The following is a 13658-nucleotide window of genomic DNA, read 5'->3' as shown; positions in this document are numbered from 1 at the left end:
CTGAGCTTGATCGGCCCATGACGGTCTCAGCTGTCGAATCGTTCAGACCAGGCCATTGCGCTGCGCCAGCTCGATCAGATCAACCAGAGAGCGGGCATTGAGTTTCAGTAACAGGCGAGTCTTGTAAGTGCTCACTGTCTTGTTGCTCAGAAACATGCCATCGGCGATTTCCTTGTTGGTCTTGCCGCGCGCCAACTGTTGCAACACCATCATTTCCCGACCGGACAGGCGATCGACCATGTCCGCTTCACTCGCATTGCCCAGACTGGTTCGCACGGTGTGCAGGGCCTGGTTGGGAAAGTAACTGTATCCCGAGAGCACTGCTTTGATTGCACTCAGCAATTCGGTCAGATCCTGTTGCTTGCACACATAACCTGCTGCGCCCGATTGCATGCAACGCATTGAAAAATGTCCGGGCGCCTGGGAAGTCAGCACCAGAACTTTCAGCGGCATCACGGTGGACGTCAGGCGTGCAATAACTTCCAGCCCGTCGAGTTTGGGTATTCCGATATCCAGAATGACAAGATCCGGCATTTGTTCGCGAGCAATTTGTAGTGCATCAACGCCATTATCCGTTTCTGCAATGACTTCGTAGCCATGCCGTTCCATCAGCATACGTACCGCAAGTCGAATGACGGGGTGGTCATCCACGATCAGCACTTTATTCATGGGCAAGTCCAGTTTTCGCTGTTCGAATTTTTAGAACACGCACGATATCCCAGTCACTTGCTCGATCGCATAACAACTTTTACACGCACTTGCATCGAGAGACATTCCCTACAGGCATTGAGGATAATTCCCACAAATCGAGCCTCGACGCGCTGTTTATTCGGCTAATTCCTTCACCCCGGTGTGAGGATTTTCAATTCCATGGCGACAGCGCCCTACGCCAACCGTTAACGGACTTGTCGACGCCCGCCCTCAGTAGCGGGGAGGCATGGAGCACTGGACCTCTGGCGGTACTAATGCGGCATTCATCATGGAAACATTACGCAGTAGCGCCTGAATCCTTTAGAGCACCCTGTGCTTGAGCGGGAATTTAAAACTTGAAACAACAGCCGCATACTTAAATTCTTGCTTTTGCTATAAATAGAAATACAACCTGCCAAACAACCCTATCGAACTCAAGACAATGCTCAAGATAAAAAAAAAGATAACCAACCCAATGACGGTCATCGCAATATTTGCGATTATTTCGGAAACATCGGCTGCCGTCTCACTGCCATTCCTTGACAATAAGGATCGGGAAATCTACGTCTGGTTTCTGATCAGTTTTCCCTTCTACTTGTTGTTTCTTTTTTTTATTACCCTCAACTTCAACCACCGCTCGCTCTACTCACCCTCGGATTTTGGCAAAGACAAAAGCTTTTTAAGGGCAACAGAGCAGCATGAGCGCGTCAACAAACGAAACGGACCGCCGCACGAGACAGGCGCACCGTGCGCTTTCGAAATAACCAGCAGCATCGTGTCGGGTAAAACGGCTGATGGCAGATTTCAACGGCCATGCCGAATTCACAATTCACCAGATCCGCCAGCCGATATGGGCGACCCACCCAGTCCGGTTGTACAGACTATCAAGTTGTCGCCCTTGATCAGCGAACTGTACATCATCGACACGAGGGATATTGATGCATCGAGGGAATTCGATGCGATTCTCGAGACTTTGCGCAGAACCGATAAAAAAAACCCGCGAGTGCTGGTGTTTTTGTCCAACCATGTGTCGGACTCGCTGGCTCACACCGCATTGCAGCAGATCCGGCAAGCGAAGAAAGGCTCAGGTGCGACGCTGTGTATCGTTTACAACCTGTGCTCACAGACAGTCACGTTGTTGGGAAGAACAAGCTGACAGATGAGTCATGCGCCGCACGCGCACAGACGAGAGACCAGCCTGATGAATCAGACAAAAATTCCAAAAAAAAGGCGGCCCCGAACAGGCCGCCTTTTTTATTGCGCGTCGTTCTGAATCGATCAGAACAACTTGCGGCCCTTGTTGGCAGCAATGCGCATGCGCAAGGCGTTGAGCTTGATGAAGCCCGCCGCGTCCGCCTGGTTGTAGGCGCCGCCGTCTTCTTCGAAGGTCGCGATATTGGCGTCGAACAGCGAATCGTCGGACTTGCGCCCGGTGACGATCACGTTGCCTTTATACAGCTTGAGGCGCACCACACCGTTCACGTTGACCTGCGAAGCGTCGATCATCTGCTGCAGCATCAGACGCTCAGGGCTCCACCAGTAGCCGGTGTAGATCAGGCTGGCGTACTTCGGCATCAACTCGTCCTTGAGGTGAGCGACTTCGCGGTCCAGAGTGATCGATTCGATGGCGCGGTGAGCGCGCAGCATGATGGTGCCGCCCGGGGTCTCGTAGCAGCCACGGGACTTCATGCCCACGTAACGGTTTTCGACGATGTCCAGACGACCGATGCCGTGTTCGCCGCCGATCCTGTTCAGCGTCGCCAGTACGGTGGCCGGGGTCATTTCGACGCCGTCCAGCGCGACGATATCGCCGTTGCGGTAGGTCAGTTCCAGATATTGCGGGGTGTCGGGAGCCTTCTCCGGGGAGACTGTCCAGCGCCACATGTCTTCTTCGTGCTCGGTCCAGGTATCTTCCAGCACGCCGCCTTCGTAAGAAATGTGCAGCAGGTTGGCGTCCATCGAGTACGGGGATTTTTTCTTGCCGTGGCGTTCGATCGGGATCGCGTGCTTCTCGGCGTAGTCCATCAGCTTCTCGCGGGACAACAGGTCCCACTCGCGCCATGGCGCAATCACTTTAACGCCTGGCTTGAGCGCGTAGGCGCCCAGTTCGAAACGCACCTGGTCGTTGCCCTTGCCGGTGGCGCCGTGGGAAATGGCGTCGGCGCCGGTTTCGTTGGCGATTTCGATCAGACGCTTGGCGATCAGCGGACGGGCGATGGATGTGCCCAGCAGGTACTCGCCTTCGTAAACGGTGTTGGCGCGGAACATCGGGAACACGAAATCACGCACGAATTCTTCGCGCAGGTCGTCGATGTAGATTTCTTTGACGCCCATGGCCTGAGCCTTGGCGCGGGCCGGCTCGACCTCTTCGCCTTGACCGAGATCGGCGGTGAACGTCACCACTTCACAGTTATAAGTATCCTGCAGCCACTTGAGGATCACCGAAGTGTCCAGGCCGCCGGAATACGCCAGAACGACCTTGTTTACGTCCGCCATGCCATCACTCCACGGGGTTCTACGGAAAGCCGGGGAGTCTACCGCTCAAACGCGATAATTTACAGAGGCGCGACAGCTTAAGACGACAAAGCGACAGAATCTGTCGAGAGCGCGACGATGACCGATGAGTCAGGAGGTCGTTGCGGCGGTGGCTGGCGTACTCGCTTGCGGTGCTGGCGCAGGGGCTGTGGTCGGTGCCACACGCGACAATTTCACGTTGACCCGACGATTCTTCGCACGATTGGCCTTGCTGGTGTTCGGCACGATCGGATACTGCTCGCCGTGGAAACGCACGGTGATCTGCGATTCCTGGATGCCGTTGGCCTTGAAGTAATCAACCACCGCCAGCGCCCGGCGGCGCGACAGTTCGCGGTTGGTCAGGCGATTGCCGCTGTTGTCGGAATGGCCATCGAGTTCGATGTGGTTCACCGTCGGATCGGCCTTCATGTAATCGAGCATCACCTGCAGCTTGGCCTTGGCAGCCGGGTCCAGATCAACGCCTTCGCCGGGGAAGCCGATCTGCGACTGTTTGATCTGGTCGAAATTCTGCGGCAGCAGCTTCGCCACACAGGTCTGGTAATCGTTGAACGCCTTGCTGAATTTCACCGGCAACAGACGCACTTCGGAGACGCGGCCATCGCCAGAAGCACGGCGTACCACCGGGCTGCGGCCGTCCAGCAGGCCGCTGATCAATCCACCGGCCTGCGATTGCGAGCTGTTGAACAACACGTTGCCACTGCCCAGGCGCACAGAGCCCAGGTTGATGTCGCCACGCCCCGGCTGCCACGGTGCAGCCGCTGCGAGCAAGGTTGCCGAACCGCCGCCAAGCATGGCGTTGTAGGCGTTCAGACGAAAGATCGCCTGCTCACCGGCCTTGCGCACGAACTCGCCCGAGCCGAAATCGGTGATCGGCTGGGTCAGGCGGCATTCGAACTGGTCGCCGGCGACCGTCCACTCAATGTTCTCCAGACGGGTCTGGTAGGTCAGCGCCATCGCGGGGAGGCTGGCAAACACACTGAGCAGGGCTAAATAACGCTGGCGCACGGGAGGCTCCATTGGCTTGTGAAACACAAACACCGATTCACACAATGTTTACGGCATACCTTCGGGATATCGGACGCTCGTGGCAAAACTTGATAGCGGGTGCCTGCAAGAGTCTTTTCCGGTAGCATTCGCCTCAGTTTGACCCGCCTGGAATCCCCTCATGTCCGACCGCCTGACCCTGCTGCGTCCCGACGACTGGCACATTCATCTTCGCGATGGTGCCGTGTTGACCAATACCGTTGCCGATGTGGCCCGCACCTTCGGGCGCGCGATCATCATGCCGAACCTGGTACCGCCGGTGCGCAACGCCGCCGAAGCCGACGGCTATCGTCAGCGCATTCTCGCTGCCCGCCCGGCCGGCAGTCAGTTCGAGCCGTTGATGGTGCTGTACCTCACCGACCGCACCCAACCGGAAGAAATTCGTCAGGCCAAGGCCAGCGGTTTCGTGTACGCCGCCAAGCTGTACCCGGCCGGCGCCACCACCAACTCCGATTCCGGCGTAACCAGTATCGACAAGATCTTCCCGGCGCTGGAAGCCATGGCCGAAGTCGGCATGCCGCTGTTGATCCACGGTGAAGTCACCCGTGGCGACGTCGATGTGTTCGATCGCGAAAAGATCTTCATCGATGAGCACATGCGCCGCGTGGTCGAGCGCTTCCCGACGCTGAAAGTGGTGTTCGAACACATCACCACCGGCGACGCCGTGCAGTTCGTCAACGAGGCCTCGGCCAATGTTGGCGCGACCATCACCGCGCATCACCTGCTGTACAACCGCAACCACATGCTGGTAGGCGGGATTCGGCCGCACTTCTACTGCCTGCCGATCCTCAAGCGCAACAGCCATCAGGAAGCCTTGCTCGACGCCGCCACCAGCGGCAGCGCCAAGTTCTTCCTCGGCACCGACTCGGCGCCCCACGCCCAGCACGCCAAGGAAGCCGCTTGCGGCTGCGCCGGTTGCTACACCGCCTACGCCGCCATCGAGATGTACGCCGAAGCGTTCGAACAACGTAACGCGCTGGACAAGCTCGAAGCCTTCGCCAGCCTCAACGGCCCGCGCTTCTACGGCCTGCCGGCGAACACCGATCGCATCACCCTGGTCCGCGAAGAATGGACCGCCCCGACCAGCCTGCCATTTGGCGAGCTGACCGTTATCCCGCTGCGCGCCGGTGAAAAACTGCGCTGGCGCCTGCTGGAGGAACACGCGTGAGTGAAGACAATTTCGACGATGAGCTGGACGGTCAAGGTGGCGGCGGCGGTTCCCGTCACCCGATGGCAGCACGTTTTCGCGGCTACCTGCCGGTTGTCGTCGACGTAGAAACCGGTGGCTTCAACGCAGCCACCGACGCCCTGCTGGAGATTGCCGCGACCACCATCGCCATGGATGAAAAGGGTTTCGTGTACCCGGATCACACCTACTTCTTCCGCGTCGAGCCATTCGAAGGTGCGAACGTTGAAGCGGCAGCGCTGGAGTTCACCGGGATCAAGCTTGATCACCCGCTGCGCATGGCCGTCAGCGAGGAAACCGCACTGACCGACATCTTCCGTGGCATCCGCAAGGCGCTGAAAGCCAACGGCTGCAAACGGGCGATTCTGGTCGGGCACAACAGCAGCTTCGATCTGGGCTTTCTCAACGCGGCAGTCGCGCGGCTGGACATGAAGCGCAACCCGTTCCACCCGTTCTCCAGCTTCGACACCGCGACCCTGGCGGGTCTGGCATACGGTCAAACCGTGCTGGCGAAAGCCTGTCAGGCGGCTGGCATCGATTTCGACGGTCGTGAAGCGCACTCGGCGCGCTACGACACCGAAAAGACCGCTGAGCTGTTCTGCGGCATCGTCAATCGCTGGAAGCAGATGGGCGGCTGGGAAGACTTCGACGACTGATCCTCGGCGAACAAATCCCGCGCATGAAAAAACCGGCCACTTGGGCCGGTTTTTTTGTACCTCGACGTTGCGCCTTACAGGGCAGCAGCGTTCTCGGTCAGGTAAGCCGCAACGCCTTCTGGCGAAGCGTTCATGCCTTTGTCGCCTTTCTTCCAGTTGGCCGGGCAGACTTCGCCGTGCTCTTCGTGGAATTGCAGAGCGTCGACCAGACGGATCAGCTCTTCCATGTTACGGCCCAGCGGCAGGTCGTTGATGATCTGCGAACGGACAATGCCTTTGTCGTCGATCAGGAACGCGCCACGGAAAGCCACGCCGCCTTCGGACTCAACGTCGTAAGCCTTGGCGATGTCGTGCTTCATGTCGGCAGCCATGGTGTATTTCACCTGACCGATGCCGCCATTGTTCACTGGAGTGTTGCGCCAGGCGTTGTGGGTGAAGTGCGAGTCGATCGACACAGCGATCACTTCCACGTTGCGTGCCTTGAAGTCAGCCATGCGGTTGTCCAGAGCGATCAGCTCGGACGGGCAGACGAAGGTGAAGTCCAGTGGGTAGAAGAACACCAGGCCGTATTTGCCTTTGATGGCCGAGGACAGGGTGAAGCTGTCAACGATCTCGCCATTGCCGAGTACGGCCGGGACGGTGAAGTCTGGGGCTTGTTTGCCTACGAGTACGCTCATTGATATCTCCTGGTGTAAAAACTTGAAGTTCAGGGTCCGGGCCAGCCTGTCACCCTCAGGCGACAGCCCTGTGACACGAACCCTCTTCGCAAGGGACGACCATCATACACTGCGTGTTTGGCCTGTCCGTAACGGATTTTCCCTGTTCGGTTATCCACTACGTATTCATTGGGTAAAGCGAGCGCCTGGAAAATACCGTTCGTCAGGCGCAGGCAAATTGGCTGGGAAGCGTTCCGAAAGCACTTTGACAATCATTCTCGTTAACATTAAGATCCATCGCAATTGAGTCACAACCAGCGACGGTTCTTACTTATGTATGTTTGCCTCTGCACTGGCGTCACCGACGGACAGATCCGCGAAGCGATCTATGAAGGTTGCTGCAGCTATAAAGAAGTTCGCCAGGCCACCGGCGTCGCCAGCCAGTGCGGCAAATGCGCTTGCCTTGCCAAGGAAGTGGTGCGCGAGACCCTGACCAAGCTGCAAACCGCCCAGGCAGCGATCCCCTACCCGGTAGAATTTACTGCTGCGTAATGCCCCCCTTTTCAAAGAACCGGACTTCGCGTCCGGTTTTTTTATGCCTGAAAATCAATTGCTTAGCGTCCAGACGCGGAACACAAACATTCTTATTCCGATTAATTTTCATTTATTATTCAATAACTTAGGTTTGACACTTATAAATACCAAGCTCAAACTCCGCCTTATATACGGTTAATACAGGGCAGGACTCCGATCATGAAAGGCGACATTACAGTCATCCAGCATCTCAACAAGATCCTTGCCAATGAGCTGGTCGCGATCAATCAGTACTTCCTGCATGCGCGCATGTACGAAGATTGGGGTCTGAACAAGCTTGGCAAGCACGAATACAAAGAATCCATCGATGAGATGAAGCACGCGGACAAGCTGATCAAGCGCATCCTGTTCCTTGAAGGCCTGCCGAACGTGCAGGACCTGGGCAAGCTGCACATCGGCGAACACACCCGCGAAATGCTCGAATGCGACCTGCGCATCGAAAAGACCGGCCACGCTGACCTGAAAGCCGCCATCGCCCATTGCGAAACCGTTGGCGACTTCGGCAGCCGTGAACTGCTCGAAGACATCCTCGAATCGGAAGAAGAACATATCGACTGGCTGGAAACCCAGCTCGGCCTGATCGACAAGATCGGCCTGGAAAACTATCTGCAATCGCAGATGGGCGAAGAATGATCTGACACTCGTCGAATCGAGACACTAAAAAAGCCCCGCCCTCTTTGGAGGTGCGGGGCTTTTTTATGCCTGGTGCGATGCAGGCAACACCACAAATCACTTGTAGGAGTGAGCCTGCTCGCGATGGCGGTGTGTCAGTCGATAGTTCAATACCTGACAGAACGCTATCGCGAGCAGGCTCACTCCTACATTGAAGCGGATCAGGCTTCGGACTTGTTCGCCGCTGCCGCTTCGACAGCCGCCTTGATGGTGCTTTGCAGCGAACCGTCTGCTGCCATCTCGGTCATGATGTCGCTGCCGCCGACCAGCTCACCGCCGACCCACAGTTGCGGGAAAGTCGGCCAGTTGGCGTATTTAGGCAGGTTGGCGCGGATTTCCGGGTTCTGCAGGATGTCCACGTAAGCGAACTTTTCACCACAGGCCATCACAGCCTGCGCCGCTTTTGCGGAGAAGCCGCACTGCGGGGCATTCGGCGAGCCTTTCATGTAAAGCAGAATGGTGTTATTGGCAATCTGCTCTTTAATCGTTTCGATGATATCCATGGAGCACCTCGGCTGAACTTTCCGACTCAGAGGTCGGCACGGTGGCGCATTGTAACGGAATCCCGAGCGCCATGCTCGGTCTCCCCGACAGACCCGCTCAAGCCGCCGCCACCGTCACCGGTACGCCATTCAATGCCGCGTTGCCCGACAATTCGTCGAGCTGACACTCGTCGGTCAGGTCGTTGGCGCTCGACCCCGGCTGGCTGCTGGCGATCACCATCTGCACGCCCGGGCGCGCGTGGCCCCAACCGTGGGGCAGGCTGACCACGCCTTTCATCATGTCGAGACTGGCGAGCACTTCCACCTCGATCTGCCCGACCCGCGAGCTCACCCGAACCCGTTGCCCGTCGACCAGACCACGGCTGGCCAAATCATCCGGATGCATCAGCAACTGATGCCGCGGCTTGCCTTTCACCAGACGATGAAAATTGTGCATCCACGAATTGTTGCTGCGCACATGGCGGCGGCCGATCATCAACAACTCATCGGCAGCTGGCGCCCGCAAAGCGGCAAAGCGTGCGAGGTCGGCGAGGATCTCCGGCGGTGCGGCCTGAATATGCTGATTCGGCGTTTTCAGTCGCGTCGCCAGATTCGGCTTCAGCGCCCCCAGATCGATGCCGTGCGGATGATCGAACAGCGTCGCCAGCGACAGCTTGTGCTCGGACGCATCACCATAGCGGCCCATGCGCAGGCCCATGTCGATCATCTTCGCCGGCGGCATGGTCGGTTTCAGCTCTTTGCCGGTTTTCTCGGCGAACGCCTTGGCCAGCCCGACGAAGATCTCCCAGTCATGCAGCGCGCCCTCGGGCTTGGCGAGGATCGCGCGATTGAAGCGGGTCACATTACGCACCGCGAACAGGTTGAAGGTGGTGTCGTAATGGTCGTTTTCCAGCGCCGAGGTCGACGGCAGGATCAGGTCGGCATAGCGCGTGGTTTCGTTGATGTACAGGTCGATGCTGAGCATGAACTCCAGGCCATCCAGCGCCTGTTCCAGCTGCCGGCCGTTGGGTGTCGACAACACTGGATTGCCGGCCACGGTGATCAACGCGCGGATCTGGCCCTCGCCGTCGGTGAGCATCTCTTCGGCCAGCGCCGAGACCGGCAACTCACCACCGTATTCAGGCCGCCCGGAAACGCGGCTCTGCCATTTGTTGAAATGCCCGCCCGAGGTCGACGCCACCAGATCCACAGCGGGTTCGGTGCACAGCGCGCCGCCGACGCGGTCGAGATTGCCGGTGACCAGGTTGATCAGTTGCACCACCCAATGACACAAGGTACCGAAGGCTTGGGTCGAAACCCCCATGCGACCGTAGCAGACAGCACTCGGTGCGGCAGCGAAGTCGCGCGCCAGTTGGCGAATCTGTTCGGCCGGCACGGCGCACAATGGACTCATGGCTTCGGCAGTGAACGACGCCACGGCAGTGCGCACCTCGTCCAAGCCTTCGACTGGCAAATGGCTGTCGCGGGTCAGGCCTTCGCTGAACAGCGTATTGAGCATGCCGAACAACAGCGCCGCGTCGCCGCCCGGGCGGACGAACACATGCTGATCGGCGATCGCTGCGGTTTCGCTGCGCCGCGGATCGACCACCACCACTTTGCCGCCGCGTGCCTGAATAGCCTTCAGGCGTTTCTCGACATCCGGCACGGTCATGATGCTGCCGTTGGAGGCCAGCGGATTGCCGCCAAGAATCAGCATGAAATCGGTGTGGTCGATGTCCGGGATCGGCAACAGCAAACCGTGGCCGTACATCAGGTAGCTGCTGAGGTGATGAGGCAGTTGATCGACTGAAGTGGCCGAGTAGCGATTGCGCGTTTTCAGCAAACCGAGGAAGTAATTGCTGTGGGTCATCAGCCCGTAGTTGTGCACGCTCGGGTTGCCTTGATAAACCGCCACCGCGTTCTGCCCATGACGCTCCTGAATCGCCGCGAGCTTGTCGGCCACCAGCGCAAAGGCTTCGTCCCACTCGATCGGCAGCCATTCATTGCCGACCCGACGCATCGGTTGGCGCAGGCGATCCGGATCATTCTGGATATCCTGCAGGGCCACGGCTTTCGGGCAGATATGCCCGCGACTGAAGGTATCAAGGGCGTCCCCCTTGATCGAGGTGATCGCGACGTTGCCATCGGTTTCTGTGGTTTCGATGGTCAGGCCGCAAATGGCTTCGCACAGGTGGCACGCACGGTGGTGAAGAGTCTTGGTCATGGCCAGTCTCTGTCTTGTTCGGGAGCGGGCAATCACGCCCGCGGGAACAAAACTATGGCCCGTGCACAGAGGCGGCGCCAGCGACGTTCGTCTTGTGAATCGACGGTTATCAGGGCAGCCGATAAACCGCTGCGATCAGTTCGAAGGCAACTGCGGCGGTGCAGCCAGCTGGATTTCCTGGATGGTTTCGATCTGCTCGTGGGCGACATGCACGCCGGTGAGTTCGCCGATCAATCGCCAGTGCTCGTCAAGCCCGGCGCTGATGGTGGCCATGCGATCGATCATGTGTCGACCGGCGGATTTGACCACTTCGTCTTCACTGCGCAACAACTCGAAAGACATCGAGGTCACCGAGGCGGTGAGATGGGTCAGAGAGCGAGCCGTGTGGCCCAGCAGTTCCATTAACAGTTGTTCTTTCGATTCCATGCGGAGGCTTCCTGCGTCGCTCGAAACTTATTTATAACCCAGCACTTTGCTTTAGCAAATGTTTCAGTCTGAACATCCGACCAAGCGAATCCGTGGCACAGCGAGCGCAAAGCGACCAAAGCCGCGCCGTTGCCGTCGCGGCACATTGCCAAGCGCGGCGGGGCCAGTGTACAAAGAAGCTCGCTGTTGTACTGAACCCGGCTTCACAATGCGCGATCGAAACCCTCGCTCCGCGCTCCGCATCCCGTTGAACCGTAGCCTATTGGCGTAACGCGACATTTAATGTCAATATCGCGCCTCCCCCTATTTCGTCGCCCCGTGCGGCTTACGCCGCAGGTCTCGCCCGTTGTTCCGTTAAACAAGGCTTTGAGCATCTGCGGTCTGTAGCAAAAAGGTAGTCAATGATGAGCGCAAGGCACTTTCTCTCCCTGATGGATTGCACGCCCGAAGAGCTGGTCAGCGTGATCCGTCGAGGCGTTGAGCTCAAGGACCTGCGTAACCGCGGCGTACTGTTCGAGCCTTTGAAAAACCGCGTGCTGGGGATGATCTTCGAAAAATCCTCGACCCGCACCCGGATCTCCTTCGAGGCCGGCATGATCCAGCTCGGCGGCCAGGCGATCTTCCTGTCCCCGCGCGACACCCAACTGGGCCGTGGCGAGCCGATCAGCGACTGCGCCATCGTCATGTCGAGCATGCTCGATGCGGTGATGATCCGCACCTTCGCCCACAGCACCCTGACCGAATTCGCCGCCAACTCGCGCGTGCCGGTGATCAACGGCCTGTCCGATGATCTGCACCCGTGCCAGTTGCTGGCCGACATGCAGACTTTTCTTGAGCACCGTGGCTCGATCCAGGGCAAGACCGTGGCCTGGATCGGTGACGGCAACAACATGTGCAACAGCTATATAGAAGCGGCGATCCAGTTCGACTTCCAGCTGCGCGTCGCCTGTCCGGAAGGTTACGAGCCGAACCCAGAGTTTGTCGCCAGGGCCGGTGATCGCGTGACCATCGTCCGCGACCCGCAGGATGCCGTACGCGGCGCGCATCTGGTCAGCACCGACGTCTGGACTTCGATGGGTCAGGAAGAGGAAACTGCCAAGCGCCTCAAGCTGTTCGCGCCGTTCCAGGTCAACCGTGCCCTGCTCGACCTCGCTGCCGAGGACGTGCTGTTCATGCACTGCCTGCCGGCGCACCGTGGCGAAGAAATCAGTCTCGACCTGCTCGATGATCCGCGCTCAGTCGCCTGGGATCAGGCAGAAAACCGTCTCCACGCACAGAAGGCCCTGCTCGAGTTCCTCGTCGAACCGGCATATCACCACGCATGAGCCATGAATTACTGCTGAACCTGCGCAACCTCGCTTGCGGCTATCAAGATCAACGCGTGGTGCAGAACCTCAATCTGCACCTCAACGCCGGCGACATCGGCTGCCTGCTCGGCTCGTCCGGCTGCGGCAAGACCACCACCCTGCGCGCCATCGCCGGTTTCGAACCGGTGCATGAAGGCGAGATCACCCTGGGTGGCGAAACCCTTTCCAGTGCCGGTTTCACCCTGGCGCCGGAGAAACGCCGGATCGGCATGGTGTTTCAGGACTACGCGCTGTTTCCGCACCTGAGCGTGGCCGACAACATCGCCTTCGGCATTCGCAAGCACCCGCACAAGACGCGCGTGGTCGAAGAGCTGCTGGAACTGGTCAACCTGAAAAACCTCGGCAAGCGTTTTCCTCACGAATTGTCCGGCGGCCAGCAACAGCGCGTCGCCCTCGCCCGTGCGTTGGCGCCGGAGCCGCAACTGCTGCTGCTCGACGAGCCCTTCTCCAACCTCGACGGCGAGCTGCGCCGCAAGCTCAGCCATGAGGTCCGCGACATTCTCAAGGCCCGGGGCACCAGTGCAATTCTGGTCACCCACGATCAGGAAGAAGCCTTCGCCGTCAGCGATCACGTTGGCGTATTCAAGGAAGGTCGGCTGGAACAGTGGGACACGCCCTACAACCTTTATCACGAACCGGCGACGCCGTATGTCGCCAGCTTCATCGGTCAGGGTTACTTCATTCGCGGCCAGCTCGTCAGCCCGGAGTCGGTGCAGACCGAGCTGGGTGAACTGCGCGGTAATCGTGCTTACACCTGGCCGATAGGCGGCGCGGTGGATGTGTTGCTGCGCCCGGATGACATTGTCTATGCGCCGGACAGCGCATTGCAGGCGCAGATTGTCGGCAAGACGTTCCTCGGTGCGGCGACTTTGTACCGCCTGCAACTGCCGACCGGCGCGCAACTGGAATCGATCTTTCCGAGCCATGCCGATCATCTGGTCGGCGCGCAGGTCGGGATTCGCGTAGCGGCGGATCACCTGGTGCTGTTCCAGGCTTCGGGCAGCACGGCGGCGCAGATCCCAGCGGTGGAAAACGGCGTACGGCGATTCAGCACGAGCCTCTGATCGAACATATATTCCTGTAGGAGTGAGCCTGCTCGCGATAGCGGTTAATCAGTCGCCGAAGA

Annotated in this window: 14 protein-coding genes; 7 read left to right on the top strand and 7 right to left on the bottom strand. The window is 58.7% G+C overall.

From position 1 onward, the window contains the following. Nucleotides 1-42 precede the first annotated feature (42 nt). A complete protein-coding gene (locus DCO47_RS12925) occupies nucleotides 43-669 on the bottom strand; it encodes a response regulator transcription factor (protein ID WP_042607364.1) in 627 nt (208 codons plus the stop codon). 463 nt (nucleotides 670-1132) lie between these two features. On the opposite strand from DCO47_RS12925, the gene DCO47_RS12920 reads away from it, so the two are divergent. After that, nucleotides 1133-1846 (top strand): hypothetical protein, encoded by a 714-nt coding sequence (locus tag DCO47_RS12920; protein ID WP_116658214.1) that lies wholly within the window; start codon nucleotides 1133-1135, stop codon nucleotides 1844-1846. Nucleotides 1847-1968: 122 nt separating this feature from the next. On the opposite strand, the gene DCO47_RS12915 is transcribed toward DCO47_RS12920, so the two are convergent. After that, a complete protein-coding gene (locus tag DCO47_RS12915) occupies nucleotides 1969-3186 on the bottom strand; it encodes an argininosuccinate synthase (protein ID WP_011335737.1) in 1218 nt (405 codons plus the stop codon). A 129-nt stretch (nucleotides 3187-3315) separates the two neighbouring features. Next, complete coding sequence (locus DCO47_RS12910) at nucleotides 3316-4230, bottom strand: OmpA family protein (RefSeq protein ID WP_042607366.1); 915 nt, start codon at nucleotides 4228-4230, stop codon at nucleotides 3316-3318. 160 nt (nucleotides 4231-4390) lie between these two features. Between DCO47_RS12910 and pyrC the strand changes: the two genes are divergently transcribed. Together pyrC and rnt are read left to right on the top strand one after the other, a co-directional pair. Continuing rightward, on the top strand, nucleotides 4391-5437 hold the full coding sequence (gene pyrC / locus DCO47_RS12905) for a dihydroorotase (protein WP_065616666.1): 1047 nt from the start codon (nucleotides 4391-4393) through the stop codon (nucleotides 5435-5437). Then, on the top strand, nucleotides 5434-6111 hold the full coding sequence (rnt, locus tag DCO47_RS12900; RefSeq protein WP_016773404.1) for a ribonuclease T: 678 nt from the start codon (nucleotides 5434-5436) through the stop codon (nucleotides 6109-6111). Before pyrC ends, rnt begins: the two co-directional genes overlap by 4 nt. 74 nt (nucleotides 6112-6185) lie before the next feature. Here rnt and DCO47_RS12895 read toward each other — a convergent pair whose 3' ends face one another. Next, on the bottom strand, nucleotides 6186-6788 hold the full coding sequence (locus tag DCO47_RS12895) for a peroxiredoxin (protein ID WP_042607367.1): 603 nt from the start codon (nucleotides 6786-6788) through the stop codon (nucleotides 6186-6188). Between the two features lie 312 nt (nucleotides 6789-7100). Between DCO47_RS12895 and DCO47_RS12890 the strand changes: the two genes are divergently transcribed. Both DCO47_RS12890 and bfr read left to right on the top strand, forming a co-directional pair. Then, nucleotides 7101-7319, top strand: a complete 219-nt coding sequence (locus DCO47_RS12890) for a bacterioferritin-associated ferredoxin (protein WP_003227725.1) — start codon at nucleotides 7101-7103, stop codon at nucleotides 7317-7319. Nucleotides 7320-7520: 201 nt separating this feature from the next. Beyond that, the gene (gene bfr, locus DCO47_RS12885; RefSeq protein ID WP_042607368.1) at nucleotides 7521-7994 is read left to right on the top strand and encodes a bacterioferritin; all 474 of its coding nucleotides are present in this window, start codon (nucleotides 7521-7523) and stop codon (nucleotides 7992-7994) included. Nucleotides 7995-8194: 200 nt separating this feature from the next. Here bfr and grxD read toward each other — a convergent pair whose 3' ends face one another. The 3 genes from grxD to DCO47_RS12870 all read right to left on the bottom strand — a co-directional run bounded on the left by grxD (nucleotide 8195) and on the right by DCO47_RS12870 (nucleotide 11165). Beyond that, nucleotides 8195-8536 (bottom strand): Grx4 family monothiol glutaredoxin, encoded by a 342-nt coding sequence (gene grxD, locus DCO47_RS12880; protein ID WP_016773402.1) that lies wholly within the window; start codon nucleotides 8534-8536, stop codon nucleotides 8195-8197. Between the two features lie 97 nt (nucleotides 8537-8633). Then, nucleotides 8634-10739, bottom strand: a complete 2106-nt coding sequence (locus DCO47_RS12875; RefSeq protein WP_116658213.1) for a molybdopterin oxidoreductase family protein — start codon at nucleotides 10737-10739, stop codon at nucleotides 8634-8636. Between the two features lie 135 nt (nucleotides 10740-10874). Then, nucleotides 10875-11165 (bottom strand): hypothetical protein, encoded by a 291-nt coding sequence (locus tag DCO47_RS12870; RefSeq protein WP_042607370.1) that lies wholly within the window; start codon nucleotides 11163-11165, stop codon nucleotides 10875-10877. Nucleotides 11166-11569: 404 nt separating this feature from the next. Between DCO47_RS12870 and argF the strand changes: the two genes are divergently transcribed. Both argF and DCO47_RS12860 read left to right on the top strand, forming a co-directional pair. Beyond that, nucleotides 11570-12490, top strand: a complete 921-nt coding sequence (gene argF, locus DCO47_RS12865) for an ornithine carbamoyltransferase (RefSeq protein ID WP_039758373.1) — start codon at nucleotides 11570-11572, stop codon at nucleotides 12488-12490. Further along, the gene (locus DCO47_RS12860; RefSeq protein WP_116658212.1) at nucleotides 12487-13596 is read left to right on the top strand and encodes an ABC transporter ATP-binding protein; all 1110 of its coding nucleotides are present in this window, start codon (nucleotides 12487-12489) and stop codon (nucleotides 13594-13596) included. Before argF ends, DCO47_RS12860 begins: the two co-directional genes overlap by 4 nt. Nucleotides 13597-13658 lie beyond the last annotated feature (62 nt).

This window comes from Pseudomonas sp. NDM (assembly GCF_003105095.1).
Taxonomy (GTDB): Bacteria; Pseudomonadota; Gammaproteobacteria; order Pseudomonadales; family Pseudomonadaceae; genus Aquipseudomonas; species Aquipseudomonas moraviensis_A.
This window is presented reverse-complemented; position numbering and strand designations above follow the sequence as displayed.